The sequence below is a fragment of the Rhizobium acidisoli genome (assembly GCF_002531755.2).
Classification (GTDB): domain Bacteria; phylum Pseudomonadota; class Alphaproteobacteria; order Rhizobiales; family Rhizobiaceae; genus Rhizobium; species Rhizobium acidisoli.
The window spans coordinates 114,639-140,257 of the sequence record NZ_CP035000.1; the positions used below are offsets into that span (position 1 = coordinate 114,639).

General features: G+C 59.3%; 24 protein-coding genes. 12 read left to right on the forward strand and 12 right to left on the reverse strand.

Annotated elements, in window-relative coordinates; translation table 11 throughout:
- Positions 1 to 50: 50 nt before the first annotated feature.
- From CO657_RS26195 to CO657_RS26205, 3 genes are all read right to left on the reverse strand, one after another.
- Entirely contained in the window at positions 51 to 1,199 is a 1,149-nt protein-coding gene (locus CO657_RS26195; RefSeq protein ID WP_054185271.1) for an ABC transporter ATP-binding protein, read from the reverse strand.
- A 329-nt stretch (positions 1,200 to 1,528) separates the two neighbouring features.
- Positions 1,529 to 2,470: a PfkB family carbohydrate kinase gene (locus tag CO657_RS26200; protein ID WP_054185272.1), complete on the reverse strand. Its 942-nt coding sequence runs from the start codon at positions 2,468 to 2,470 to the stop codon at positions 1,529 to 1,531.
- 3 nt (positions 2,471 to 2,473) lie between these two features.
- Positions 2,474 to 3,274, reverse strand: coding sequence for a beta/alpha barrel domain-containing protein (locus tag CO657_RS26205; RefSeq protein WP_054185273.1), 801 nt, complete (start codon positions 3,272 to 3,274; stop codon positions 2,474 to 2,476).
- A 247-nt stretch (positions 3,275 to 3,521) separates the two neighbouring features.
- On the opposite strand from CO657_RS26205, the gene CO657_RS26215 reads away from it, so the two are divergent.
- On the forward strand, positions 3,522 to 4,283 hold the full coding sequence (locus CO657_RS26215; protein WP_054185285.1) for a DeoR/GlpR family DNA-binding transcription regulator: 762 nt from the start codon (positions 3,522 to 3,524) through the stop codon (positions 4,281 to 4,283).
- Positions 4,284 to 4,362: 79 nt separating this feature from the next.
- On the opposite strand, the gene CO657_RS26220 is transcribed toward CO657_RS26215, so the two are convergent.
- Complete coding sequence (locus tag CO657_RS26220) at positions 4,363 to 5,181, reverse strand: sugar phosphate isomerase/epimerase family protein (RefSeq protein ID WP_054185274.1); 819 nt, start codon at positions 5,179 to 5,181, stop codon at positions 4,363 to 4,365.
- A 285-nt stretch (positions 5,182 to 5,466) separates the two neighbouring features.
- Between CO657_RS26220 and CO657_RS26225 the strand changes: the two genes are divergently transcribed.
- Both CO657_RS26225 and CO657_RS26230 read left to right on the forward strand, forming a co-directional pair.
- Positions 5,467 to 6,615, forward strand: a complete 1,149-nt coding sequence (locus tag CO657_RS26225; RefSeq protein ID WP_054185275.1) for a Gfo/Idh/MocA family protein — start codon at positions 5,467 to 5,469, stop codon at positions 6,613 to 6,615.
- A complete protein-coding gene (locus CO657_RS26230) occupies positions 6,612 to 7,547 on the forward strand; it encodes an alpha/beta hydrolase (protein ID WP_054185276.1) in 936 nt (311 codons plus the stop codon). Before CO657_RS26225 ends, CO657_RS26230 begins: the two co-directional genes overlap by 4 nt.
- 20 nt (positions 7,548 to 7,567) lie before the next feature.
- Here CO657_RS26230 and CO657_RS26235 read toward each other — a convergent pair whose 3' ends face one another.
- Positions 7,568 to 8,602 carry a LacI family DNA-binding transcriptional regulator gene (locus CO657_RS26235; protein WP_054185277.1) on the reverse strand — a complete coding sequence of 345 codons (1,035 nt, stop codon included), beginning with the start codon at positions 8,600 to 8,602 and terminating at the stop codon, positions 7,568 to 7,570.
- A gap of 373 nt (positions 8,603 to 8,975) precedes the next feature.
- On the opposite strand from CO657_RS26235, the gene CO657_RS26240 reads away from it, so the two are divergent.
- The 7 genes from CO657_RS26240 to CO657_RS26270 all read left to right on the forward strand — a co-directional run bounded on the left by CO657_RS26240 (position 8,976) and on the right by CO657_RS26270 (position 15,555).
- Positions 8,976 to 10,223, forward strand: coding sequence for an ABC transporter substrate-binding protein (locus CO657_RS26240; protein ID WP_054185278.1), 1,248 nt, complete (start codon positions 8,976 to 8,978; stop codon positions 10,221 to 10,223).
- A gap of 152 nt (positions 10,224 to 10,375) precedes the next feature.
- Positions 10,376 to 11,314: a carbohydrate ABC transporter permease gene (locus CO657_RS26245; protein WP_054185279.1), complete on the forward strand. Its 939-nt coding sequence runs from the start codon at positions 10,376 to 10,378 to the stop codon at positions 11,312 to 11,314.
- A 5-nt stretch (positions 11,315 to 11,319) separates the two neighbouring features.
- Positions 11,320 to 12,162, forward strand: a complete 843-nt coding sequence (locus CO657_RS26250; protein WP_054185280.1) for a carbohydrate ABC transporter permease — start codon at positions 11,320 to 11,322, stop codon at positions 12,160 to 12,162.
- A 181-nt stretch (positions 12,163 to 12,343) separates the two neighbouring features.
- Positions 12,344 to 12,763 carry an IS66-like element accessory protein TnpA gene (tnpA, locus tag CO657_RS26255; RefSeq protein ID WP_082366448.1) on the forward strand — a complete coding sequence of 140 codons (420 nt, stop codon included), beginning with the start codon at positions 12,344 to 12,346 and terminating at the stop codon, positions 12,761 to 12,763.
- Positions 12,744 to 13,097: an IS66 family insertion sequence element accessory protein TnpB gene (tnpB, locus tag CO657_RS26260; protein WP_054186397.1), complete on the forward strand. Its 354-nt coding sequence runs from the start codon at positions 12,744 to 12,746 to the stop codon at positions 13,095 to 13,097. The genes tnpA and tnpB overlap by 20 nt, the downstream gene beginning before the upstream one ends.
- A gap of 53 nt (positions 13,098 to 13,150) precedes the next feature.
- A complete protein-coding gene (gene tnpC / locus CO657_RS26265) occupies positions 13,151 to 14,740 on the forward strand; it encodes an IS66 family transposase (protein WP_128715614.1) in 1,590 nt (529 codons plus the stop codon).
- A gap of 476 nt (positions 14,741 to 15,216) precedes the next feature.
- Positions 15,217 to 15,555, forward strand: coding sequence for a hypothetical protein (locus CO657_RS26270; RefSeq protein ID WP_054186090.1), 339 nt, complete (start codon positions 15,217 to 15,219; stop codon positions 15,553 to 15,555).
- A gap of 44 nt (positions 15,556 to 15,599) precedes the next feature.
- Here the strand turns inward: CO657_RS26270 and CO657_RS26275 are convergent, their stop codons facing one another.
- Entirely contained in the window at positions 15,600 to 16,643 is a 1,044-nt protein-coding gene (locus tag CO657_RS26275) for an SIR2 family protein (protein WP_054186089.1), read from the reverse strand.
- A gap of 1,409 nt (positions 16,644 to 18,052) precedes the next feature.
- Between CO657_RS26275 and CO657_RS26280 the strand changes: the two genes are divergently transcribed.
- A complete protein-coding gene (locus CO657_RS26280) occupies positions 18,053 to 18,694 on the forward strand; it encodes a DUF47 family protein (RefSeq protein WP_054186087.1) in 642 nt (213 codons plus the stop codon).
- Positions 18,694 to 19,695 carry an inorganic phosphate transporter gene (locus CO657_RS26285; RefSeq protein WP_054186086.1) on the forward strand — a complete coding sequence of 334 codons (1,002 nt, stop codon included), beginning with the start codon at positions 18,694 to 18,696 and terminating at the stop codon, positions 19,693 to 19,695. The genes CO657_RS26280 and CO657_RS26285 overlap by 1 nt, the downstream gene beginning before the upstream one ends.
- A 55-nt stretch (positions 19,696 to 19,750) precedes the next feature.
- On the opposite strand, the gene CO657_RS26290 is transcribed toward CO657_RS26285, so the two are convergent.
- Genes CO657_RS26290 through CO657_RS26315 form a run of 6 tightly spaced genes read right to left on the reverse strand, consistent with a single transcriptional unit; the run spans position 19,751 to position 25,453 of the window.
- Positions 19,751 to 20,725 (reverse strand): sugar kinase, encoded by a 975-nt coding sequence (locus tag CO657_RS26290; RefSeq protein WP_054186085.1) that lies wholly within the window; start codon positions 20,723 to 20,725, stop codon positions 19,751 to 19,753.
- A gap of 18 nt (positions 20,726 to 20,743) precedes the next feature.
- On the reverse strand, positions 20,744 to 21,559 hold the full coding sequence (locus tag CO657_RS26295; protein WP_003591396.1) for a carbohydrate ABC transporter permease: 816 nt from the start codon (positions 21,557 to 21,559) through the stop codon (positions 20,744 to 20,746).
- A complete protein-coding gene (locus CO657_RS26300) occupies positions 21,559 to 22,500 on the reverse strand; it encodes a carbohydrate ABC transporter permease (RefSeq protein WP_003576105.1) in 942 nt (313 codons plus the stop codon). The genes CO657_RS26295 and CO657_RS26300 overlap by 1 nt, the downstream gene beginning before the upstream one ends.
- Positions 22,500 to 23,828: an ABC transporter substrate-binding protein gene (locus tag CO657_RS26305; RefSeq protein ID WP_054186084.1), complete on the reverse strand. Its 1,329-nt coding sequence runs from the start codon at positions 23,826 to 23,828 to the stop codon at positions 22,500 to 22,502. Before CO657_RS26305 ends, CO657_RS26300 begins: the two co-directional genes overlap by 1 nt.
- 55 nt (positions 23,829 to 23,883) lie before the next feature.
- Positions 23,884 to 24,561: a GntR family transcriptional regulator gene (locus CO657_RS26310; protein ID WP_012556246.1), complete on the reverse strand. Its 678-nt coding sequence runs from the start codon at positions 24,559 to 24,561 to the stop codon at positions 23,884 to 23,886.
- Between the two features lie 7 nt (positions 24,562 to 24,568).
- The gene (locus CO657_RS26315; RefSeq protein WP_054186083.1) at positions 24,569 to 25,453 is read right to left on the reverse strand and encodes a dihydrodipicolinate synthase family protein; all 885 of its coding nucleotides are present in this window, start codon (positions 25,451 to 25,453) and stop codon (positions 24,569 to 24,571) included.
- Positions 25,454 to 25,619: the final 166 nt, after the last annotated feature.

The following is a 25,619-nucleotide window of genomic DNA, read 5'->3' on the forward strand; positions in this document are numbered from 1 at the left end:
AGGAATGGCCCTTAGTCGAACTGCCATCAGCGCCTCCCGGATCTGCCTCGTCAGTTCAAAGCCATATGCGTTTGAGGATGGAAAAAGTGCAGTTTCGCCGGGTCGATTGCCAGATTGATCGATTGGCCCGTCTCGACCGTGCTGACAGCCTCGAAGCGGGCGACGGCGTTGGCGGCACCGCTCAAATCTTCGACGGCATCGGGGTCGCCCGAGTCGATCCGGACCGCGTCGATCTTCAAGTGCACGATCAACTCGGAGCCGAGCTCCTCGATCGACTTCACGACAACCGGGATCGTCGGATAGGAGGCTCCGGACGGCAACCGGCTGTCATAGAGGTCTTCGGGCCTGACCCCAAAGATCAGCGCCTTTCCCTCGAAGGCGGAAAGGCCGGGAGCCCGCTCGAAGGCGCTGTCGGACAAGGGGATCGAGAAGCCCGGCAGATGGATCCGCATGCCCTCCAGCCGCCCTTCGAAGAGGTTCATCGACGGCGAGCCGATGAAGCCTGCGACAAACGCATTGACCGGGCGGTGATAGAGGGCCTTGGGCGTGTCCACCTGCTGGAGCACGCCGCCCTTCAGCACCGCGACGCGATCACCCATCGTCAGGGCTTCGGTCTGATCATGCGTCACGTAAATCGTCGTCACGCCCAGCTGCCGCTGCAGGCTTGCGATCTCGGCGCGCATCTGCACACGCAGCTTGGCATCGAGGTTGGAAAGCGGTTCGTCCATCAGGAATGCCGCGGGCTCGCGGACCATGGCGCGACCCATCGCAACACGCTGGCGCTGGCCGCCGGAAAGCTGGGCCGGCTTGTTGCCGAGCAGGCTTTCCAGCTGCAGGATCTTGGCAATCTCGTGAACGCGCTTGGTTCGCTCGGCCTTGGTCTTTCCGGCCAGCTTCATCGAAAAGGCAATGTTGTCGAACACCGTCATGTGCGGATAAAGCGCATAACTCTGGAAGACCATGGCAATGTCCCGGTCCTTCGGCGCAAGATCGACGACGTCCTGACCGCCGATACTCAAGGTTCCACTGCTGATTTCCTCAAGCCCGGCGATCATGCGGAGCGCGGTCGATTTTCCGCATCCGGACGGGCCGACCAGGATCAGAAACTCGCCATCATGGATCGTCAGGCTCAGATCCTTGATCGCATGGTAGCTGTTTCCATAGGTCTTGCAGATTTTGTCCAGTACAACCACAGCCACGTCTCATCCTCCCGTGTCAGTCCGCTCACGTCTTCGACCGGCGCTCTTCCCGCCACCTCCGATCCTTTCGACAAGAAAGCTCAGGCCTGAGCTTCAATGTCAACAAAAGAATCGAGCGCATTCCACGTCAGCGTTGTCGACACCTCACCGTATCCATTTGAAATATTTCACATTTAATCCGAAAAATAAGATTAATCTGCGCGCTAATATTTTTTTACGCGCGTAATTTTTATAACCGGCGCGAAAGCTTTTGAAGGATCTTTAAACCCTGCGATCAAGGTGTTGTTCTGCTCGGGCGGCAAGCCAGGTCGACACCGACTAACGGCACACTAATCGTGACATCCAGGAATCGGGCGCGGCGCCGGCGCATTTTCCCCTGCCATCCATGCCAGACAGGTCCGGTTGTCCGGAAGGCCCCGGCGCCCTCCGCGTGCGGTCACGGAAATGGCAGCAGCCACCGTGGCATAGGCTACGCAATCAAGCGGGGTTTTGCCCTCGGCAAGGGCAAGAGCGTAGGCCCCATGAAAACAGTCGCCGGCGCCGGTCGTGTCGACCGCCTGAACCTGATAGGCCGGCAAAAGCCACCGGGTGGGATCGCCTTTCTGGCGAAGGCAGGTCCCTCGTTCGCCATCTGTCAGCACGACAGCGGACCGATCCGTTGACCAGAGCTTCTCCAGGATGGTCCTTGGATCATCTTCACCGGTGTACTCTCTGGCGAAAGCGAGCGGCAGCACCAGATGGTCGGCGAAGGCGAGGAGCCGGTCCGTCGCGGCACCGACCGTCCATTCGATATCGGCTATCACGGCAAGCCCGAGTGAACGCGCCCGCGCCACGACGCTTTCCGAATGCGTGGCATATCCATCGATCAGCAGGACCGGGGCCTGCATCAAAACGTCATCGGGGAGCGCCTCGGATGTGCCGTGCAGCACATCGTCGTCATAGGCGATGAACCGGTCGCCGTCGGGAGCGACGGTGATCACGGAGCGGATCGGCGCGGCAGCGGCGTGGCGGGGCGCCAGGGATATGTCGACGCCCTCACGCTCGAGCTCGGCACCGGCCGGGTCGGTCGCAGGTTCATCGCCGAGCCAGCCGATAAAGCCGGCGCGCCCGCCAAGCCGGGCGACAGCAACAAGGGCCGTCGCCACGTTGCCGCCGTGATCCGTGGCACGCTTCGTCACCTTCCCCTTGCCGGCCGAAAGCCCGCGATCGACATAGATGATGTCATCGATGGCAAGGGCGCCGAAACCCAGAACCTGGAGCGGGCGCAACACCTCTCACACACCGGCAGCCGCCAGCGCCTCCTCTGGCGCCATCCCCTTATGGATGACGAGCTTGAAGGCGCGCGCGGCCATGGTCGTATCGCCGTGGCCCCACAGGTTGCGGCCGACGACGGCCCCTTTGGCGCCAGCCCGCAGGGCTTCCGAGGTCTGGACGAGCGCGCTGAGCAGCGTATCGGTCTTCGGGCCGCCGGCAATCACGACCGGAATCGGGCAGGTGGCGACGGTCTCCCGGAAGGATTCGAAATCTCCGGTGTAGCCGACCTTGATCACGTCGACGCCGGCTTCGAAACCGATGCGCACCGCATAGGCGATTTCATCCGGGGTGAACACGATCTTGCCGCCGTCGGAGAAATCGCGGGGATAGACGTGGGCAACGACCGGCATCTCGAAGCGGGCGGCAGCGTTGACCGTATCGGTGAGCCAGCGGATGTACTCTCCTTCGGTGGCGCCGCGCACGGGGATGGCGACAGCCAGAGCATCCGCGCCATAGCGGACCGCGTCTTCCGGGGTGGCGATGAGCTGGCGAATCCGGTCGTCGGCCGTGAAGCAGCCGCCCTGAATGACGAGGGCTGCCTTGCCGGCATAGTCCGACCAGAGGTGGCGGGCCGCGCCGGGCTGGATGCTGATGTAGTCGGGGCCTCCGGCCATGACACGCCTCAGCGCCCCCGGCAGATCGGCAAGCCCGCCCTCCCGGACATTGCCATAACCGACAAAATGATCGACCGCGCCGCCAAACAAATGACCCGACGGGTTCGAGAACAAGCGTGCGAGGCGAATTTTGGTTCCGAGACCCATGGCGAGACTTCCTTTGCGATTGCGGCGTTGCGACGGCCGGCGTCGTTGCTGAGAAAATCCTAACTCGAAAGCAAACAAATGTTCAATATTTCGAATTCTTTCGTTTTTCACATGGAAAGAGATTTTTTGACGTGCATTTCGGCGGAGTAGCGGCTATTTTTGCAGATGAGGCTGCAGGATGGTGCGGCAAACTTTCGCTTTTCAAAAGGCGCGCAGCTTCAAAGGGCGCGCGCAGTCGGGATCGCATATGCTTGCAGAACAGCGGCGGCAGCAGATCATGCTGGAACTTCAACGGGTCGGCCAGGCGCGCACCCGCCAGCTCGCGGAATTCTTCGAGGTCTCGGAAGTGACGATCCGCTCCGATCTCGAAATCATGGACGCGAAGAAGCAGCTGATCAAAACCCATGGCGGGGCAATCGCCCTGCCGTCCGACTCGCCGGCCGCAGCCTTCGAGGAGCGCATGCAGCACAATTTCGATGCGAAGCGGCGCATTGCCCAGATGGCCGCGCGGCAGATCATCGACAACCAGTCGATCGTGTTCGACAGCGGCTCGACGCTGCTGCATGTGGCCATGCAGATGCCGCCGGTCAACAACGTCGTGGTTGCGACGACGGCGATGAACATCGCCCAGCATCTGATGTACCGGCCGGGGCTCGACGTGCACATGATCGGCGGCCGGGTATTCCCCAGCTCGGTCAGCACGATCGTCTCGGATTCCGACAAGGCGGTCGGCGGCCTTGTCGCCCACCAGGCTTTTGTCGGCGCTCATGCGATCGATCAGGCCTTCGACGTCGTCGATGTTTCCGAGGATATGGCGCGCACCAAGCGCAACCTGGTTCGCATGGCCCGGCGCGTCGTGCTGGTGGCGGATTCAAGCAAGTTCGACATCGGCGCCTCCTCCAAAGCCTTCTCGCTGTCGCGCGTCGATCTGATCATCACCGACAGCAACATGCCGCACAGCATCCGCCACCGGTTGGACAAGCTCGGCGTGGAGGTGCGCTACGCGTGACCGGCAGGCAACCTCCCAGCTGAGAAAAGTTTGGGTGCGCACGAAAGCTTTTCGGCCGAGGCCGGGAAAACGAAGTCGCCTAAAACCCCAGTCGTCGAAGCGTCTCGCGGTTCATTCGAACCGCCGTGGCGGGATCGGTTCCGGCATAGTCCGACTCTTCCTCCACCACGATCCAGCCGGTGAACTCCGGCGCCTCCCGAACGGCCGAAATCACCGCCGGCACATCGCAGACGCCTTCGCCGAGCATCGCCCAGATCCCGCCGGCATCGACATCCTTCAGGTGCACGTAGCGGATGCGGTCACGGTAGGCCGAAAGCGTGTCGTCGATCTCCTGGCCGCCACGCAGGATATGGCCGGTATCCGGCACCCAACCCACGCGTGGATCGAGGAGAGCAAACAGCCGGTCATAGTCGGCTCTGGTGAAAAGCAGCGTATTGTGGTGCGAGGAAGGGTGGACGGCAACGGCGACGCCGGCCGATCGTCCGATCTCGGTCGCACGATTATAGCACTCCGCCGCGATGGCGAACTTCTCCTCGCGCGGACCATCCGAGACGACCGTAGCCGATCCCATCGACACCATCGCACCGGGAAAATGCGCCACGAAATCCACCCATCGCCGGGCCGTCTCCAGATCGGAGGCGATCTTTTCGGCAACCGTGAAGCCGCTGGTGGAGCCGAAGGCAAAAGAAACCAGCGTCAAACCGGCATCCGCGAGTGTCCGGGCAAAGCCGGCTGGATCGAGCGCGTAGTGACCGATCATCGTGTCGGTGATCTCAAGACCGGCATATCCGCCATCCGCAATGGCGCGCACCAGATCATCCGGCCCACCGCTCCAACCCTTGCCCAGCATTTCCCAGGTGAATGTCTGGCAGCCGATCTTCAGCGCAGCATTGTTCATGAGTTGGTCCTGACCTATTTCGTTGGCGACAGCCGATATTGAAGCCAGAGCCCGCCCAACGAACATCGAGGCGCCTGGCATCCGACATTTGCAAAAAAGCCTTCTTCAAGAAGGAGTCGATATCCCGAACGAAGGGTTTTTCCCCGGGGAATTGCGAAGCCTCCCAGCGTCTTGTCATTTTGTAGGGGAAAATGTTACCGTGCGTCAACATAATTTATTCCTCGCGCATTCAACGCTATGCATCCCCAACTCTCCGAATACGGAACGGCAAGGTCAGGTTCTTCGATGGCACAGACCAATCATATGAAACTCAGGATCGGCGTTGTGGGATGCGGCAGCATCTCACTCGCCTATATGCGCAACGCGCCGCTGTTTCGCGGCGTCGAAATCACCGCTTGTGCGGATATCAATGCAGATGCCGCCAAGCGGCGCGCAGCCGCGTTCAACCTGCGGGCGGCCGACGTGGACGCCCTCATTGACGATACGAATATCGACCTCATCCTCAACCTGACGATCCCGGCTGCGCATTTCGACGTCTCGATGCGGGCGCTGTTGGCGGGCAAACATGTCTTCACCGAGAAGCCGCTCGGCGTCACGGCCGCGGAAGGGCGCCTGCTGGTCAATGCGGCCGCCGAAAAGAGCCTCATGCTCGGTTCAGCACCGGACACCTTCCTGGGGGCGGCGGGGCGCCATGCCCGACGGCAGATGGAAGCCGGGGCTATCGGCAGGCCGGTAACGGGAACAGCCTTCATGATGGGCCGCGGCATGGAGCATTGGCACCCGGATCCCAGCTTCTACTACCAGGCCGGCGCAGGCCCGGTAATGGATATGGGCCCCTATTACCTCACCATGATGGTCAATCTGATGGGGCCGATCCGCCGTGTGCAGGCCGTCGCCACAAGCGGAGAGGAAGAACGGCTCATTACCGCCGAAGGGCCGAAACAGGGCACCACGTTCAAAGTGGGCACGCCGACCAGCGTGCTTTCGCTGCTGGAATTCGATTGCGGCGCCACGGTCACCTTCGGCACCTCCTGGGACGTCTTCCGCCACTCCAACCACCCGATCGAGCTGCACGGCACCGAAGGCTCGCTGCGCCTGCCCGATCCGGACAATTTCGGCGGCGGCGTCGCGCTCTCCAGCCGTGGCGCGCCCTGGCTGGAAACCGATACGTCAAGCGCACTCTTCGGCGCCGTCAACTGGCCGATTGCAGCGCCGGACCGCGCCAACTACCGCATGCTTGGCCTTGCCGATCTCGCCCGCGCCATCATCGAGGCCCGTACGCCCCGCGCTTCGGGCGATCTCGCACTGCATGTGCTCGACGTCATGGAAGCAATCCTCCGGGCAGGTGAAACCGGTGTCGCCCAGACCATTCCGAGCACCGTTGCCCAACCAGCGGAATTGCGGGAAGACGAAGCAAGGAGCCTGCTCGCATGACGCAACTGGATGAATCCGCAAGACGCGCACTGGCCTGGCCTGGCGATCCGCAGGAGCCGGTGGAAAGCTGTACGCCGGCGCTGGCGCGACAACAGTATCTGGACGGTTTCGCAGATATTCAGTGGCCGCTCGAGGATGTGGCGGAGATCCTGGAAAGGCATGCCGGCACAACCCGCTTGAAGATATGGCGCGGCCGCACCGCGCCGCACCAGCAGGCCCCCGCCTTGCTGTATATCCATGGCGGCGGCTTTGTGATCGGCGCGCCGGAAACCCATGAAGACATCTGCCGGAGCCTTGCCAATATGGCCGGCGCCGTCGTGGTTTCGCCCGACTATCGCCTCGCCCCGGAACATCCCTTTCCGGCGGCGATCGAGGACTGCGCGGCCACGCTCGTCTGGATGAGGGATCAGGCCGATGCACTCGGCATCGATCCGGCGCGAATTGTCATTGGCGGCGACAGCGCCGGCGGAAATCTCGCCGCTGTCATCGCTCTTCTGGCGCGGGACGGACAGGTGCCTGATGTCATCGGCCAGGTGCTGATCTATCCGGTGACCGACCAGACGCAGGCAACCGACAGCTACTTGCGTTACGCAGAAGGCTTCGGCCTGACGGCAGCGGCAATGCGATGGTTCCGGGACCACTATCTGCCGGACCCTGCGAGCGGATCCGACTGGCGGGCCTCGCCGCTTCGCGCAACGTCGCTGGCGGGCGTGGCGCCCGCCGTCGTCATCCTTGCCGGCCACGACGTGCTGTTCGACGAAGGCGCCCTCTATGCCGAGCGGCTCAGCTCGGAAGCCCAGGCGACAAGCCGGACATGGCCCGGACAGATCCATGGCTTCGTCTCGAAGCGGCGGGCCATTCCGGAGGCGCAGGAGGCTCTCGAAGCCATTGCAACGGCATGGCGCGCCATGGACCCGGCGCTGACGCGTTAAGCCGCAACCAACGACTGATCTCAAGCCGAGTCGCGCATCACCAGCGTCGCTTCCAGGATCACCCTGTTCGTTGAGGGGGTCGTCCCCTCGTCCTCGCTTTCAATATGAGAGAGCAGCAGTTCCACCGACTTCGCCGCGATCTCCGGTGCGTTCTGGGCCATCGTCGTCAGCGACGGGCAGGTATACCGACTGAGTGGGTGGTCGTCGTGCCCGGCAATCCGCACGTCGCAGCCGTCACTGCGGCCGATTTTCAGGCCGGATGCGAAGGCCGCCGCCATGGCGCCGAAAGCGAAGCGGTCGTTGGCGCAGAGCAGTGTTTTGCCGGGCAGGCCGCCACGCGCAAGAATCCTCTGCATCTGCTCGTATCCGAGACGCTCGAACTCCCAGGACGGCGGTGCGTCGCAATCGATGACCAGCGGCGAATGCCCTTCCCTTGTCATGGTCGCACGGTAGCTCGCCTGCCGCTCGCCGGCGTTTTCCGTCAGATGCGGAATTTCCAGGAATATCGGCGGCTCACCGGACCGGCAGAGATATTGCACAATGGCTGCCATGCTTTGGGCGTTGTCGTTGCCGACATAAGGAAGATCGCCGCTGGCAGGATTGTCGAAGCAGACGACGGGGATGGCGTCCTTCAGTCTTTCCAGCGCGGAACGGCGCGAACCGGCCCCGAGCGGCGCCACGATCGCGCCCGCCACCTTCAGCGACAGTAAGGTCCGTACTGCCTCCGCCTCCAGCTCCGGCCGCGTGTGCGACGAGATTTGGACCGGCCAAAATCCCTTGTCGCGCAACTCGAGTTCGATCAGCGACACGACCTGCACATAAAAGGGATCCGACATGGTCGGGACCAGGATCCCGATATTCCTGGTCCGTTTGCGATTGAGATGCCGCGCGAAAAGGTTCGGCTCGAAATTCGACTTCTTGAGAGCCGCCTCGATGCGCTTGCGTGTCACCTCTTTGATCTGCGAGGGATCATTGAAATATTTCGACAGCGTCGGACGCGACACGCCGGAGGCGGTCGCGAAATCATCCATCGACTTATAACTCTTCTTGGCCATTCAGTTCCTTAACGGCGGGATGATCACGTTGGATCGGATTGATAATCGCAGTGGCGGCACTGCCTTTCTAAACACGAAATAGTTGCCTCCATCCACCCGTTCCTCTCCCATGCCGGCAGCTGCAAACTTTCATTTGTTTACGAAAGTAAAGAAAAAATGCATCACAAGCAATACAAATTCTGCGAAAAAATCTCGGTCGCGACGTTGGACAATACACTTTTTTATCAATGATTTAGAAAGGCATGCATCACCCACACCGACGTCAATTTTTTCCCGCGTCGCATTTCTTCATTGACAGAAAGGCGCCTCAGGGAACCTAATTTGCCTACGGTCTTGAGGAGGATCGATCACTGACAATCTATGGGAGGCACAGATGAATATCAGAAAATTCAGCGTGACCATGCGGGCTGCCGTGGCGGTGTGGGCGCTTTGCGCCACCTCGGCATTCGCCGACACCACCATCGAATTCATTCAATGGTGGGAACCGGAAATGCCGTCCGGCGCACTGCGCGGCATCATGAACGATTTCGAGGCGGCGAATCCCGGCATCAAGGTGACGCTCGTCAGCGGTCCCTATGCCACGACCCGTGACCAGATCGTCGTCGGCGCCGCCTCCGGGACCTTAAGCGACGTCGTCGGCCTGGATGGCGCCTGGGTCAACGGTCTCTCCAAGCAGGGCGCGATCGCCTCCATGGACGAACTGATGGAGAAGGCGAAATACGACAAGAGCCAGATCACCGATATCGTCAAGGTCGACGGCAAGAGCGTGATGTTCCCGCTGGCATCCTTCGTCTACCCGGTCTTCGTCAACCTCGATATCGCCAAGGCGGCGGGCGTCGACAAGCTGCCAACCACGCGCACGGAATTTGCCGAAGCCGCCAAGAAGATGACCGACGCGTCAAAGAACCAGTATGGCTGGGTTCTGCCGCTATCGCTGCAGTCTCCAAGCGGAATCCAGAACGACGTGATGTCCTGGGTCTGGGCCTCCGGCGCCTCGATGATGAAGGACGGCAAGCCTGACCTCGAAAATGAGGCGGTCGTCGGCACGCTCGATTATCTGGCTTCCCTCAACAAGGAAGGCGTTATTTCTCCCGGCATTTTCGCCAAGAAGGAGCAGGACAAGGTCGAGGAATTCGTCAATGGCCGCGTCGGCATGATGGTCGATTCCCTCGCCCATGTGAATCTCATCCGCGAACGCAATCCGAAGCTCAAATTCGGCATCTCCGCCTTGCCGGCGACCGACGGCTATACGGGCAAACGCGGCATGCCCTATGCGTCCTGGGGCATCGGCATCAGCGAGGGCAGCAAGCATAAGGAAGAAGCCTGGAAGCTGGTGGAATATCTGATGAGCCCAGACGTCAACGGCCGCCTGGTGTCGATTGCCAACGCCTTCCCCGGCAACGTCCATGCCAAGCCGGACTTCGTGGCGTCGGACCCGATTTTCGCCGAAGCTTTCAAAATCTTCCAGAGCGGCTATCCTGCCAACGAATTCGTCGGCCTTCCGGTTGCTGAAGAGCTGATGCGCGACATGAACGTCGAGGTTCAGAAGATGTTCGATGGCGGCCAGTCGGCCAAGGACGCGGCTGCCAATACCGAGAAAGCCTGGCTCGCGAAGTTCTGATGCCTGTCGCCCGGAGGTGCCCAGCGGTTCCGGGATAACGACATGCATAACACGAAGGATAAAGCACATCGCTTTCACGAGATCGCCGGCAGCGCGACGTGGCGCTGCCGGCGTAAGTCGTCAAATCTCGGCAGAATGGGAAGTCACAGCTCATGGTTCATTCCGCTCCGGCTCTGGTGGCTGCGCAAGTCAACGCGCGGAAGAAAAGATGGCTTCGTTACAGCACCTTGAGCAAGCTGGTGCCGTATTTCTACGTGTCGCCGGCGACCTTTTTGCTTGTTCTGCTGATGCTGTTCCCGATGGTGATGGTCTTCAAATATTCACTGATGGACGGCGCCATCATGAAAAAGGACGCTGCATTCGCGGGCGTCCAGAATTACCTGACCATCTTCGAAAATCCGGTCTTCTGGCAGTCGGTCGGCCAGACGATGTATTTCACGATCATGAGCGTCGTCTTCCACTTCATCATCGGCCTGGCCTTCGCGCTGCTGCTGAACACCAACCGCGTCGATCCGCTGATCAGGAGCATATTGCGTGTGCTCTTCATTCTGCCGTGGCTGTTTACCGCCGTCATCATCGCCATCATCTGGCGCTTGCTGCTCGACCCGAACGGCGTCGTCAACAGCGTGCTGATGGCGCTCCATATCATCAACTTCAAAGTCGAGTGGTTCTCCTCGACCCACACCGCCATACACGCCCTGACCTTTGCAAACATCTGGGCGGGTTATCCGCTCTACATGGTCAGCCTGCTTGCCGGTCTCCAAGGCATTTCGAAGGAGCTTTACGAGGCAGCCGGGATCGATGGCGCCAACGAACTGGAAAAATTCTGGTACATCACCATTCCGCAACTGATGCCGATCATCATCAGCATCGCGCTTCTCGACTTCATCTGGACGATGCAGGTTTTTCCGCTCGTGTGGATGACGACGGGCGGCGGTCCGATCTACTCGACGGAAGTGCTTTCCACCTTCACCTACAAGCTCGCCTTCTCCCAATATGAATTTTCGCTGGCTTCGGCGAGTGCAATGATCATCCTGATCATTTCGATGAGCGTCACCTACTTCTACATCAAACACCAGCAGCGCAGGTGACCGCCATGGCAAAGCGTTCCAAGAACTCGATACTGCCAACCATCCTGACCTATCTCGGGCTGGCCGTCGGCCTTGTCTTTTCGTCTTTCCCGATCGTCTGGATGTTTTTCAGCTCACTGAAATCGAACACGGAGATCTTCGCTCTTCCGCCGCGGCTTTTGCCGGAGGATTTTACCCTGGCCGCCTATCTGACGATCTTCAACGATCCGGTGAAAGTGCGGTTCTTCATCAACAGCTACTTCGTCGCCGGCGTCGTCACCTGCCTGACCCTCGTCATCGCCATCCTGACCGCCTATGGCTTCAGCCGCTACTCGTTCCGCTTCAAGAACACCTTGAACATCTTCATCATCAGCACCCAGACCGTTCCGCCGATCACCCTTCTCATCCCCTATTTCGGCATGGTCGTCGCCTTCCGGATCTTCGACACCTATCTGGCACTGATCCTGACCTATATGGTCTTCACTCTGCCTTACGCCGTCCTGCTGATGACAGGTTACCTCAACACCTTGCCGAAGGAATTGGACGAGGCCGTCCTTGTCGACGGCGGCTCGAGCTGGACGGCGCTGTGGCGCGTCATTGTGCCCGTCTCCATCCCCGGGATCGTCGCCACCGCGGTCTACACCTTTCTGCTGGCCTGGAACGAATTCCTCTTCGCGCTGACGCTGACAAAATCGATGGATCTCAGAACCGTTCCGATCGGCATCCAGCTGCTGATGGGCCAGCACGCTTTCGAATGGAATGAAATGATGGCGATGAGCGTACTGGGATCCCTTCCCCTCCTGGTGCTTTACCTGGTTGCCCAACGCTATTTCCTGGCGGGCATGACCGCCGGTTCGGTCAAAAGCTGAGGGATACTGTCCGGAACGACAAAACCGGGCGCGGTCCCCGGCGGCGTAACGCCAAGAGAGAACCGGTACTTCTCAGGCATTGCCTCGGCCGATTGCTCGTAAGCGCGAATTTCTATGCGCCTTCTGAGGCGCAGTGCTCTGATGCATGAAGTGTCCACCAAAAATAGGTGGACACCAAATCATGAACGATACTCCTAAACTGCAGGTGCGGCTTGTTGGTCGCGATGGCCGCCGTCGATATGACCCTGCGTCTCGTGATCTGCTCGTTGCAGCGTGTTTAGAACCCGGCGTTTCGGTCTCTCGGCTAGCACGGGAATACGGTGTGAATGCCAATCTCGTTCGTAAGTGGATAAAGAAGGAACTGGAGCAGCATCCTTCGCCATCGGTCTCGGCTTTTGTTCCAGTTCAGATTGCTCCAGCTATGCGGCCGGGTTCTGGCGGCGATTTACTGACGAAGAGCGTGGCGGCGGGCAAGCCGTGTCATGCATCCAAGGTGAGCGCACTCCTACCCAACGGGATCAGCCTGACCGTCGAGTGCGACGATGAGAGTCGACTGATCGCAATCATAGGAGCGTTGGGTCATGTTCAGACTGGGCGCTGATCTGAAGGTCTACCTGCATCGAGAGCCCATCGACTTCCGGGCCGGCATCAACAGCCTTGCGGTCCTGGTCCAGGAGACGATGGCGTTGGACCCGTTTGCTCCCGCAGTTTTTGCCTTCTGCAATCGTCGCCGTGACCGGGTTAAGCTGCTGTTCTTTGACCGCTCGGGCTTTGTGTTGATCCTGAAGCGGTTGACGGAAGACAAGTTCCGATGGCCGCGCCGAGAGGCGGCGGTGGTTACACTGACGACCGAGCAGCTCCACTGGATTCTCGACGGGATTGATATCGACGCGATGATCCGTCATCCGGTGCGGCAATATCAGATCGCCGGTTGAAGGCGGCGAATTGAACTGTTGACGCAACGGGGCGGTTCAGATTCAAAACTGGGATGACCCGAACCGGCGAGCCGAGCGTTGCAGAACTGATGGCGCAGTTGGCGGCAAATGCCGCCGAAATCGCTGCGCTCAAAGCTGAGAAGGAAGCGCTCTCGCGACGGGTCGTCAAGCTGGAAGAAGAACTGGCGCTCGCAAGGCTGCATCGATTTGCGCCGCGCAGCGAAAAGCACATTGACCGCCTCTTCAACGAAGCCGAAGAAGCCGCGGACGAGAGTGATCGTGATTATGGCGACGGCGTTGCCGATCTCCCGGATACAGGCCTGCCAGCAGTCGATGGCGCCGTGGGTAAAAAGCGGGGCCGCAGACCTCTACCAGAAGACCTGCCGCGCGAGCGTGTCGAATACGACCTTCCCCACGATCAGAAGGCCTGTCCATGCTGCAACAGCCAAATGCATCGCATGGGCGAGGCCGTTACCGAGCAGCTCCATATCGAGGTCAAGGCAAAGGTCCTGCAGAATGTGCGGTTCAAGTACGCCTGCCGCCATTGCGACCGTACCGGGATCAACACGCCTGTCGTTATCGCATCGATGCCGCCGCAACCATTGCCGGGCAGCATTGCCACCGCCTCGACACTGGCTTTCGCGCTCGTCCACAAATACGTCGATGGAACGCCGCTCTACCGCGTGGCTCAGACATTCGAGCGTGCCGGCGTTCCGATCAGCCGAGGTGCTCTCGCTCACTGGGTGATTGGCTCGAGTGAGAAGCACCTGCATCGTATTTATGACGCTCTGAAGCTGCGGCTTCGATCGCAGCCTCTTGTTCATGGCGATGAGACGACCGTTCAAGTCCTGAAAGAAAAGAACAAGGAAGCCACCAGCACGTCTTACATGTGGGCATACCGCAGCAGCGAGGACAGTGACGAGCCAATCGTGCTTCTCGATTATCAACCGGGCCGCGGTCAGGTCCACCCGCAGACCTTTCTCGGCGACTACCGCGGCATATTGGTGAGCGATGGCTATACAGCCTGGCGCACATTGCATGGCGCAACCCATGTCGGATGCATGGCTCATTCACGGCGGCGCTTTGTCGAGGCTCTCAAAACCAGGAAGAATGGAGGCGGACCGCCGGAGCAGGCGCTCCGCTTCTTCGAGCAGCTCTATCGGATCGAAAAGCAGGCACGAGAGAGCAAGCCCAACACCGGTGAAACGCAGGCCGATTGCGTTCGCCGTTTCCGGCAACAGCATAGCTTGCCTGTCCTGGCCGCACTCAAGTCATGGCTCGACAATATCGCGCCAAAGGTCGTACCGGATACCAAGCTAGGCGATGCCGTGTCCTACACCCTGAACCAATGGGATTATCTGACGCGCTACACCAGCGACGGCATGATGCCGATCGATAACAACATTCTGGAACGCGACATCAGAGTTTTTGCGACCGGAAGAAAATCTTGGCTGTTCAGCGATACCGCCGACGGAGCCAGGGCAAGCGCCGTGATCTACAGCCTGATGCTAACTTGCCGAGCCTGCGGCGTCGATCCGCTCTCCTGGCTGCGCCACGTGCTCACTGAGTTGCCTCAGCGCAAAGAAGCCGACGACATCGGCAACCTGCTGCCGTTCAACTTCTCCAAACCCTCCGCCGACTGATAGAGCCGGATATCGCTTCGCAAAAAGAGCCCGTTCGGAGATGCCGCCAACGTCAATGTGCATGGAAAATCTCGCTTACGATTGCTCTGCCTGATAACGGGCGTTGCTCACTTGCCATGATCAAATGTTCAGATGAACATTCGTCCTAAATTCTGCGGGTGCATAGGCAGTGCGGCCCAGCTCAAGGCTTATGTCCCGAATTCTTCAGCCATCAGGAAGATTCGGACGCATCCGGCTGAATTCTTGCTATTATTAAGGGTTGAGCACTCGATCCAGAAAGGGGGTGATGCCGCTTGGGCCCGATCGAACCTCTAGACTTGTGACCAGGCCCGCCTAGTGCGGGCCTTTTCTTTGAGAGTACGCACTACTCCCGCCTTTCCCGGAATGTCTCCCCTGTGGTGGAGAAGCTACCGGACTCCCCGCAACCTTCATCACGGAGATCCCATGAGGAAACTCTTCTGCGAAAGGACCCACTAATGACCCATAAATTTCGCAAGGGTGACATCGTCACCCTCCAGGCAGTCGTTGACAACCACTATAGCGACAACGAAGTGAACTACCCCGTTCTGAGTGGGAAGGTCAGCATCAGGGTAGGTGATCAACGCGACACCTTTCTGGTGACGCCCGATCAGCTCGAGATCCGCGTGCCTCACTTTTCCAAGGGTGATCGTATTCGTAAAACCGACTCAAAGCACATCGAAGGGACGGTCGTGGCGACCGTCGAAGATAAGGTGTGGGTCCAGTTCGACCACGGAGCAGCTATGGGTACAGTGGATGCCACGGCCATCGAAATGATTTCTAGCTCCGCATCGTAATCGAGGCAAGTCGGCGGGGGACGGACCAACAGTCTCACCGCTGCTTACATCATGAAATTCAAATGTTGAGTCTTGAAAAATTCAGCACACTTCATGCCATACTTGATATTGATCCAGTTATGATATCTCGGATCCTCACTATTGTTGGCATAAAGCGCTGTAATTTGCTTCTTGAGTTTCCTCTCAACATCCGGCGTTAGACCATAACCAGTTGCGTAGACTTTCGTGAAGTAGCTCTTTGCATCATCTACCGACGCGTTGAGTAGGCGCATATTCTGATTGGCGAAGGCGAAACCCATAAAGACAATGTTTCGTGCGTCTCTAATGGCCTCGTGTATATCTTCTACCAAATTATCTTCTTGGATCGATTCTGACCATGTGATCAGGCTTTTCGTAACGTGGTACAAATCGACATGCTCAAGCGGGGTCCCGAATGCGACCCGACTGATGTCTCCGAGCGATCCGTAAGGGTGAATGATGTTCATGCTCTTGACGATTTGCCGAGCTAGCTTGCGATCAACGTCGCGATAAGCCCGCTGGATTGCATACTCGAGGTAATGCTCGATGCAGCGGTCGTAATTGAAGCAGATGATCGAGATATTGCTACCGATTGTTTCGACTTCACTTGCTCTAACTCCCTCGAACAGTTTTCTTGCAAACGGTCCAATCCACGAGCTGTCGGCATTGTCCCAATTGACGCCATCAGCTAGGCTGCCCGCATGGGGGACGAGGTTCGAATTGACCTCTGCATGCATGATCGCAAACGCGATTTGGAGTTTGCTGATTTCAGCGATCACCGCATCATCGCTGTGGCGATTGATGTACTCGTCGATCGATTCCGCCGTGACCACGCGCCTATGAATGTCGACAAAGCCCTGAAAGATCCTCTTGATCATCTCGGGATCGTCTTGATGCTTGCCATAAACCGCTTCGTAGATCGCCCTTGCTCCTCTCGACGGATAGGCTCCGCCATCAAACAAGAAGAAACTATTATCGCGGATTTGTGTGAGCAGGTCCCAGCCGACTGGTAATCCGAACTCTTGGCTGGCACCCGCGCCAATCACAAATGTCGTGTTGTCTTCGTACATTCTCGCTCAATTAAATCCGTAAGAACCGAGAAGGGCTTTTCTAACAAGGGGCCTACCGCGCCGAGCCCCACATTCACCATTTGCGTGAACTGTCTAACGACGACAACTGATTTGCCATCCCTCCTATGAATTATCCGCAGGAATCTTGCGCCCCAAACCGGAGGCAAGTTCGTCGATGGAATGCTCATTCTAGGCCATGAACTCATAAATTGAGTAGAATCGGTCAGGGTCTGTGCCATTACCGAGGAGCGGCCTGTTCAACGTCCCGGGCAAACCAACCTGTGGCCCACTTAGCAGGATCGCGGATCAGGTCCTGGGCTCGCGAGAGGAGATCGTGGATCTGGTTCATGATGTCGCTTTCTTCTGCTGGGCGTCGAGCTCCCGCATGATCTTCAGCTGCCGATCGACTTCGGCGGCCGACAAGGTTCCGGGGAGGCGAGGCCGCCATGCCTTCATAGGTGGCGATCGTCAAAGGCCCACGGTCTGTGGTGACGTGCTGGATGTTCACGTTGGTCATCTTCAGGATTGGAATAGGGGGGAGGTGACCCTTTGTTACTTCATGCTCAGGAAGGGTCTTCGTCTCGGGAGGCCCAGCTATTAGTCCCGGCTGGGCACCGGCGCAGCGCTTTCGTGACTGCTCTACGTGTCCGAGGGGTCCATGGCTTCGGAATTGGGATCGGCGGGCTGTGGATAACTGGCTTTCGGCAAACGATTCGGAGAATCGTCAAGGCGATTCCACCGGCTCGATCAACCGAATCATCAGGTGTGACCGAAAAGCGAAACTTTGTTCGCCGTCCGTTCACGCCTTTAATCCACAGACCGTGCAGCTTATGCCATTGAAACTACACGAGAAAAAAATTTGACTTGTGGACGTTGGGGCATACACAGATTTCGCCCTTGTGCGCGAATACTGAAGTCTCGTACATTGCTCGTGTTAATGCACCAAACAGCGGAGGTGACCATGGTCAACATGGTACTGAAGTGGGCGGTGATAGCTACGTACGCGTCGATGACGATCATATACGGTCTTCACTTCGCTGCGGAAATGAAGGAAGCCGTCCCATGGTTTAAGCACCATGAAGACGGCTCCGATACGACCACGAAACCGTGAAAGCGGTAAGCTATCGAGAGAGCCGGTGTTCCCGCACTGGCTCTTTTCGTTTTCGTGTAAGCATAGCTTTAGCCATTGCACGAGTCCTGTCAAAGGATTTTTCCCTTCATGGGAATTTCAGGACTCCAACTCGACTTCTAGCCTGTTAATTGCCCGCGTCGAGTCTTTCGATTTAATTTCTGCGGTTCGAGGATTGCAATTCCTGATTCACCCTTCGGACAATTTGTCCATTGACCTCGAGGCTTTCCATGACAGCCACCGTGCTTTATGACGCTTTTGTGACAGCCATGGAGCGCCGATGTTAAGCTGGTTTCGAAAACTCATGCCGCGGGAAGATCGTTTCTTCGATCTCTTCGCCCAACACTCTAAGACCGTCGTCGGTGCGGCCGAAGCGCTTAACGAACTCTTGGGCGGCACGGACATTGAAGGCCATTGCGCCCGGATCATCCAGTTGGAGAATGAAGCCGACGACATTACCCGCGAGGTGCTGCTTGCGGTGCGCCGCAGTTTCGTCACGCCGTTCGACCGCGGCGATATCAAGGATCTCATCCAGTCGATGGACGATGCGATCGACATGATGCAGAAGACGGTGAAGACCATCCGGCTGTTCGAGCAGAAAAGCTTCGACCCCGTGATGCAGGAAATGGGAAAGACGATCGTCCAGGCGGCCCATTTGATCGCCGAGGCCCTTCCTCTTCTCGACCGGATCAGCACCAATGCTCCTCGCCTGGCCGCGCTGGCGGAAGAAGTAACACGGGTCGAGGGCCGGTCCGACGAGTTGCATGAGCAAGGACTGAAGGATCTTTACCGCCGCCACGGCGCATCGAATGCGATGGCATATCTTATCGGCAGCGAGATCTATGGCGAGCTTGAGAAGGTCGTCGACCGTTTCGAGGATGTCGCCAATGAAATCAGTGGCATCGTCATCGAGAACGTTTGATGGAAGCCACCCTCGCCCTCCCCCTTCTGGCCGCTCTCGTGGCCGTTGCACTCTTCTTTGACTTCCTCAACGGCCTGCACGATGCGGCCAATTCCATTGCCACGATCGTGTCGACGCGGGTGCTGCGTCCGCAATATGCAGTGTTTTGGGCGGCTTTTTTCAATTTCATCGCCTTCTTGTTCTTTGGTTTGCACGTCGCAGAAACACTCGGGACCGGCATTATCGATCCGGCCATCGTCACGCCGCAGGTGATCTTCGCGGCATTGGTGGGCGCGATCGTCTGGAACATTGTCACCTGGGTCTTCGGCATCCCTTCGAGTTCATCGCATGCACTGGTCGGCGGGTTGGTCGGTGCCGGTCTGATGAAGACAGGTTTCAGTTCGATCGTGTGGAGCGGATTGTTGAAAACGGCCGGCGCCATCGTGATGTCGCCGGCGATCGGGTTTTTCCTTGCGCTGCTGCTCATCCTGATCGTGTCGTGGATCTTCGTGCGACAGACGCCTTTCGCTGTCGATCGGACATTCCGGGTTTTCCAGTTTGTCTCCGCCTCGCTCTATTCCCTCGGCCACGGCGGCAACGACGCTCAAAAGACGATGGGCATCATTGCCGTGTTGCTCTATTCGCAAGGCTATCTGACCGGCGGCTTCCATGTGCCGCTCTGGGTCGTTCTCTCATGCCAAGGCGCAATGGCGCTCGGCACGCTTTGCGGCGGATGGCGCATCGTCCACACCATGGGATCGAAGATCACGCGCCTCAACCCGATGCAGGGCTTCTGTGCCGAAACCGGCGGAGCATTGACGCTGTTCGGCGCAACTTGGCTGGGCATCCCGGTCTCGACGACGCACACGATCACCGGCGCCATCATCGGCGTCGGTGCCTCCCGACGACTGTCTGCTGTTCGCTGGGGCCTGGCCGGCAATATTGTTATTGCCTGGATTGTCACACTTCCCGCCGCAGCAACGATTTCAGCGCTCTGCTACTGGCTTTCGGACCTCTTTTGATCGTGATGTCGCTCAAAATGTGCGGGGATTCTGGATTGCGATTCACAAAACGCGCTTAGCGATCTCTCATCGTCGTCACCAGCGCGTCCCAACCCCGCAGCGCATCGCAAACCTCGGCTCTTGTGGGCGCGCCGATACGGCCACCGAACACCTGGCATTTGAGCGCTGCCGCCATGGAGGACAAGCGCATCGTCTCGGCGATCGACATGCCTTCTGCGATCGCCAGAGCGAAAGCGCCGTGGAAGATATCGCCTGCTGCGAGCGTATCGACGGCCTTCACCTTCGGAGCGGCAAGATGGGCGATTTCGCTGGTTTGGTCGTCGAACCAGAAAGAGCCGTTTTCCCCTGAGGTGACGCTGGTGAAGGCGTGCTCGAACTTTCGCCGGAGAAGGCCGACGGCCTTCGCCGGCTCGGCAGTTCCGGTCAGGCGCTCGGCGGCCGGCTGCGAGAACACGATGTGACTGGCAGCCGGCGCCAGCATCTCGATCACGCCGTCGCCTGCAACGTCGCCATCGAGGATGGCCGGCTTGCCTGCCTCTCCGGCGGCCGACAGCGTCCGCAATGCAAGCTTCGGCCAACGAACGTCGACCAGCACCGCATCGAAAGCGGACAGGTCCTGCTTTGTGACCGGCTTGACCGTCTCGTGCAGGGCCGCATCGTAGAAGGGCACGATCAAACGCTCGCCCTGATCGTCGACAAGGATCGTCGAGACCGCCGAATGGGCGCCTGCCACACGGACCATACCGCCCGTATCGATACCGCTCTTGCCCAGGTCGGCAATGATGCGTTCGCCGGTGGCATCATCACCGACCGCGCCCCAGAGGCTGGCATGGCCGCCCAGCCGGGCGACGGCAAAGGCCGCGCTTGACGCCATACCTTCGGCGATCTGCAGCATATCGTAGGGGAGAATTTTGCCTTGGCCGGTCGGCAACGAGCGCACGCGAAACAGCGTGTCCAGGACGGCCGCGCCGACGCACAAAACGCTGCGCCCCGGATCGGCAGGCGAATCGAACACGGAAGAACTCGTCAAAACCGTCGTCTCACCTGCTCACTTGACGGCGCCGGCCGTCAGCCCCGCCACGATCTGCCGTTGCGCAAACACCGTCAATATCAGCACTGGCAAGGTAACGATCAACGCCGCCGCCGCAAGCGGCCCCCAACTGACCTGTTCGAATGAGAGCATGTTGTAGACCGCGACCGGAAGCGTTCGCGTCTCGCGGCTGGCGAGAACGATGCCGAAGACGAAGTTGTTCCAGGAGAAGATGACCGACAGGATGAAGGCGACGACAATGCCGGGCTTGGCGATCGGCAAGGCGACCAGGCGGAAAATCTGCCAGGGCGTCGCGCCGTCGATGCTTGCAGCCTCTTCCAGCTCCATCGGCGTCGTCTCGAAATAACCGATCATGATCCACACGACGATCGGCACGGTGACGACGAGATGGATGATGATCTGCGGCATCAGCGTGCCGAGCAGGTTCAGCCACTGGAACAGCAGGAAGAGCGGGATCAGGAAGGAAAGGCCGGGCGTCATACGCGCGATCATGATGACCATCGCAGACTTCTCCGCCTTTAGCCGCGCGATGCCGTAGCCGGCCGGCACGCCGATCAGCAGCGCCAGAAGCGTCGCGGCCCCCGTCACCAGCACCGAATTCCACAGATAGAGGAAGAAGTTGTTCTCTTCGAAGACCTTCAGATAATTCGTCCAGGCGAAACGCTCCGGAATGAAGATCGGCGGATAGGCGCCGTTGTCGATCTCGTATTTCAGCGACAGCGAGATCATCCAGAGAAAGAACAGAACGACCGGTGAGATCATAACCAAGGCGACGAACAGCAGTCCGATACGATCGAGTGTCTTGCGCTTCATCAGCGTGCCTCTCCATCGGACCAGTTGGCGCGCTGCCGGAGCATCAGAAGGACGAAGGAGAGCAGGACGATGAGGACGAAGAAAACCACAGCCATGGCCGAGCCATAGCCGATATCGTAGTAGGCGAAAGCGGTGTTGTAGAGATAGATATTAATGGTTTCCGACGCCGTTCCCGGGCCGCCCTGGGTCATGGCATAGATGATGTCGAAGCTTTTCACCGCATCGATGCTGCGGATGATCACCGCGATCATCAGGAAGGGCGCGATCATCGGCAGCGTCAGATAGCGGAATTTCTGCCAGACATTGGCGCCGTCGATCTCCGCACTTTCATAGGGTTCGCGCGGGACCGCCGCCAGGCCGCCGAGCACGATCAGCATGATAAGCGGCGTCCATTGCCAGGTCTCGACCAGCACCAGCGAGGGGATGACGCTGCTCTGATTATAGATCCACTCCTGCGGGCCGATACCGATGAAGGAAAGAAGATAGTTGAGGACGCCGAGCTGCGGATGGAACATCATGGTCCAGACAAGGGCGATGGCGACCGGTGTCGCCATCATCGGCATCACGAATATGCCGCGCAGAAGGCCGCGCAGCGGAAATTGCGTATCGAAAATCAGTGCGGCGAGCGTCCCCAGGAAAAGGGGCGCCACCACGGAGAGCGTCGTATAGAGCACCGTATGCCACAGCGATTCCCAGAAGCGCATGTCCACGGCCAGGCGGGCATAGTTGTCCAGCCCGGCAAAGACCTGGGACTGGCCGAGCGTCCAGCTGTTGACGCTCATCCAAAGGGTAAACACCCATGGAAAAACGATGACCGCCGCAATGACGATCAGCGCCGGGATGACGAAGGGCCAGTAGTTGGGAGCAACGCGACCCGCGTTGCTCCTTCCCTTCGAGGCGGCCTTGGCGGCTGCGGCCGTTTCGATGCTTGCCGAGGCCATTATCCCTCGCTTTTCGCCAGGACGGGTTCGAATTGCGCCGTCGCGGCCTTGAGTTCGGCTTCCGGATCGGCGCCGCCAATCATATTGGTGAGACCGACGCCATAGATGTCGCGGAACTCCGTAACCGGAATGATGACCGGCAGCGCGAGCTGCGAGATCTTGCCGGAACCGACGACGGCATCGAGCCACGCGCCGGGCATCTTGACGCCTTCGCGGACCTTCGCATCCTCAAGGACGGACTGGCGGAAAGGAACACCGGCACCGGCCTGCAGCAGGCGGGCACCCATGTCATGCGAAATCGCCCATTGGCAGAAGAGGTAGGCGGCTTCCTTTTTCTGGCTGGCCGCGACGACGCCAAGCCCGTCGCCGAAGGTTCCCGCGGCCTGCGCCTTCGGTCCCTTCGGCATGATTCCGTAACCGACCTGGCCGACGACGCGCGACTTTTCCGGATTCTCGATCGGCGGTGCAAAGCCGACGCCGTCGAGCCACATGCCGATCTTGCCCTGCAGGAAGGCCGACTGGGCCTCGGCCCAGTTGAAGCCGGAAACGCCGGGAGGGGCGGTCTTGGTCATCAGCTTCTGGTAAAGCTTGGCGGCATCGATTGCTTCCGGCGATGTCGTGCGCAGCTTGCCGTCAGGGCCGAGCGGGCTCGAACCATAACCAAGCAGCAGCGACGTCCAGACCGGCGTGTTGGCGTTCTTCAGGCCGCGGGCGACGAAACCATAGGTATTGGTCGACGGATCCGTGAGGGCTTCGGCCGCACTTGCCAGCTCTTCGAACGTCGTCGGGTAGGAAAGACCCTTCTTTTCGAACAGCGCCTTGTTCCAGTAGATGATCCAGTAATCGACCGAGAAGGGAAGAGAACGCAGAGCGCCGCCGGCGTCCTTGGCGAAGGCGAGGCCGGCTTCGGCGAAATCACCCTCCATCAGCGATGGGTCGGTCAGCGCGGGATCCTTGAGGAAGCCACCGATATCGGCAAGCCAGCCGCCCTTTTCGAACTGCCGCTTCTGCACGTGATAGCTCATATGCACGACGTCGAAGCTCGGCTTGCCGGAGCTGAGCTCGATCGTCGTTTTCTGGCGCTGCTGCTGCTCGGGCGTCGCTTCGGCATTGACCTTGATGCCGGTGAGCTCCTCGAATTCGGGCAGGTATTTCAGAAGTATTTCGCTGCGCGGACTCTTGACCAGATTGACCTCGAGCGTGGTGCCGGTGAAGCGCTTCCAGTCGACGGCAGCAGATGCCGAGCGCATGCCGAGCATGCTGCTTGCGCCAAGCGCGGCCGTGCCCGCCAGAAAACCTCTCCGCGTCGGATTCAAAAATGATGGCATGTGATTTCTCCTCCTTTTGCCGGCGATCTCCTCATCTCCGGCTGATTATTCCCGATTAGATCCTCAGCGCACGGTCCCTTGCACCGTTGATGTGTGCGACAAGGCTGTTGACGGCGTCCTCCGCCGATCGTCGTTCAATCGCCTCGAGCACCTTCAGATGCTCGCCCATGACAGGCCCGACGTGACCCTCGATGCGAAACCGGTCCTGGCTGATCAGGCGCATCTTGATCGAGTTCACGCGGTAGGCGTTCGAAATGATGGTATTGCCAAGCGCATCGATAAAGGCGTCGTGCATGCCCCAATCGACGGCCTGCGCGCGCAGTTCCAGTTCATGCGAGCCATCGCCGCTTCGAATGGCGTCGGCGATATCCCGATGCTGCTTCAACAGCCCGGCGATCGTCTCGTCCGACGCCGACCGGGTGAAGAGTGCCACCGCCTCCTTCTCCAGGAAAACGCGCAGCTGGAATGCCTCGCGGATCAGATTGAGATCGATGTGAGCGATCTGCAGCCCCCGCTGCGGCACGGTCTTGATCAGGCCTTCGGCTTCCAGCCTGGGGATGAGCTCACGGATGGCGCCGAGCGTCAGTCCCGTCAGCTCCACGAGACGGCGCTGGGACACGAACTGGCCGGGACGCACGTCACGCGCAAGAAGATGGCGCGTGAAGCTCGCATACGCCTTTTCCCGCAGCGTCGGCTGCTCGTCCATTCCGTCCATCGCCTCTTCCCGCAGCATGCCTGACCTATGCCGCTTTCGACTGGAAAAGCTTATCGAAAGCAAGAGCGAGTTGCATCTGCCCCTCACCCGATATTGAAGCGAGTGGTGGACGAACCGCAAGCCAGATTTCCTCCGACATCACGTGCGCCACCATCGTCTTCACGGCGGGGACAACAGGATATTTCAGCAGTTCGGCCACGAAACCCTCGATGCGGGGGTCGTCCTTGCCTTCTTCGGCCATCAACTTGACGTCGCGGGGCACGAAATTCGCCATGCCGGATATCGCCCCCTGGCCGCCGAGCCGTACGCCCTTGGCAAGGTGGCGTTCGTCACCAATCAGGATGATGAGATCGCCATGCGCCTTGAGCAGGCTTTCGGTATACGGCCAGTCGCCGGAAGAATCCTTGACGCCGGTCACGATCTTGGGGAAGGCGGTCCGCAGCCGTCCGATCAGCGACACGGTCAGCGGAACCATGGTGAGCGAAGGAAGGTTGTAGACGATGATATCGCGCGCCTTGTCGCCCAGCATGGCGAAGACGGCCGAAAACCACTGGAAGACACCGTCGTCGCTGACATTCTTGAAATAGGACGGCGGGGCGAGAAGGATATTCCGAGCGCCCTTGGAAAGTGCATGGTCGGCCTGCATCGCCGCATCCTCGGCGGCGTCGACCAGCACGCCGACGATGATGTTTTTCGCCGCGATCCCGGCATCGAGAAAGGCCGCGAAGACGCGATCACGTTCCCGGCTTCCGATCGAAGAGCCTTCACCCGTGGTCCCGAACAGCGTGACGCTGGAGCATCCGGCAGCAAGGCATCGCCTTGCCTGCGCGATCATAACATCGATCGCGATATCGCCATTGCCGTCGAACGGCGTGGCGAGAGCGACTGACAGCCCGAATTTCTGGGTCAAATATATCCCTCCCAATTATTGGGATCAGACGTAGCAGAGTAACATGTTAGTTGTAAAGAGATGATTGCATGCGGACATTTCTGGTGCCCGAGCGTGCTCGAAACGCGAGAGGTGTTTTCGATCGACGCATCAATAAGTTTACGAAACCAAACATGGGCCGATTCCC

Excerpts from the sequence above, each read along its gene's own strand:
- CO657_RS26270 (WP_054186090.1), top strand. The coding sequence starts at position 15,217 with ATGACCCATAAATTTCGCAAGGGTGACATCGTCACCCTCCAGGCAGTC.
- CO657_RS26250 (WP_054185280.1), top strand. The coding sequence starts at position 11,320 with ATGGCAAAGCGTTCCAAGAACTCGATACTGCCAACCATCCTGACCTAT.
- CO657_RS26215 (WP_054185285.1), top strand. The coding sequence starts at position 3,522 with ATGCTTGCAGAACAGCGGCGGCAGCAGATCATGCTGGAACTTCAACGG.
- CO657_RS26245 (WP_054185279.1), top strand. The coding sequence starts at position 10,376 with ATGGTTCATTCCGCTCCGGCTCTGGTGGCTGCGCAAGTCAACGCGCGG.
- CO657_RS26205 (WP_054185273.1), bottom strand. The coding sequence starts at position 3,274 with ATGGGTCTCGGAACCAAAATTCGCCTCGCACGCTTGTTCTCGAACCCG.
- tnpA (WP_082366448.1), top strand. The coding sequence starts at position 12,344 with ATGAACGATACTCCTAAACTGCAGGTGCGGCTTGTTGGTCGCGATGGC.
- tnpB (WP_054186397.1), top strand. The coding sequence starts at position 12,744 with ATGTTCAGACTGGGCGCTGATCTGAAGGTCTACCTGCATCGAGAGCCC.
- CO657_RS26275 (WP_054186089.1), bottom strand. The coding sequence starts at position 16,643 with ATGTACGAAGACAACACGACATTTGTGATTGGCGCGGGTGCCAGCCAA.
- CO657_RS26280 (WP_054186087.1), top strand. The coding sequence starts at position 18,053 with ATGTTAAGCTGGTTTCGAAAACTCATGCCGCGGGAAGATCGTTTCTTC.
- tnpC (WP_128715614.1), top strand. The coding sequence starts at position 13,151 with ATGACCCGAACCGGCGAGCCGAGCGTTGCAGAACTGATGGCGCAGTTG.
- CO657_RS26300 (WP_003576105.1), bottom strand. The coding sequence starts at position 22,500 with ATGGCCTCGGCAAGCATCGAAACGGCCGCAGCCGCCAAGGCCGCCTCG.
- CO657_RS26230 (WP_054185276.1), top strand. The coding sequence starts at position 6,612 with ATGACGCAACTGGATGAATCCGCAAGACGCGCACTGGCCTGGCCTGGC.
- CO657_RS26310 (WP_012556246.1), bottom strand. The coding sequence starts at position 24,561 with ATGCTGCGGGAAGAGGCGATGGACGGAATGGACGAGCAGCCGACGCTG.
- CO657_RS26225 (WP_054185275.1), top strand. The coding sequence starts at position 5,467 with ATGGCACAGACCAATCATATGAAACTCAGGATCGGCGTTGTGGGATGC.
- CO657_RS26295 (WP_003591396.1), bottom strand. The coding sequence starts at position 21,559 with ATGAAGCGCAAGACACTCGATCGTATCGGACTGCTGTTCGTCGCCTTG.
- CO657_RS26235 (WP_054185277.1), bottom strand. The coding sequence starts at position 8,602 with ATGGCCAAGAAGAGTTATAAGTCGATGGATGATTTCGCGACCGCCTCC.
- CO657_RS26305 (WP_054186084.1), bottom strand. The coding sequence starts at position 23,828 with ATGCCATCATTTTTGAATCCGACGCGGAGAGGTTTTCTGGCGGGCACG.
- CO657_RS26220 (WP_054185274.1), bottom strand. The coding sequence starts at position 5,181 with ATGAACAATGCTGCGCTGAAGATCGGCTGCCAGACATTCACCTGGGAA.
- CO657_RS26240 (WP_054185278.1), top strand. The coding sequence starts at position 8,976 with ATGAATATCAGAAAATTCAGCGTGACCATGCGGGCTGCCGTGGCGGTG.
- CO657_RS26285 (WP_054186086.1), top strand. The coding sequence starts at position 18,694 with ATGGAAGCCACCCTCGCCCTCCCCCTTCTGGCCGCTCTCGTGGCCGTT.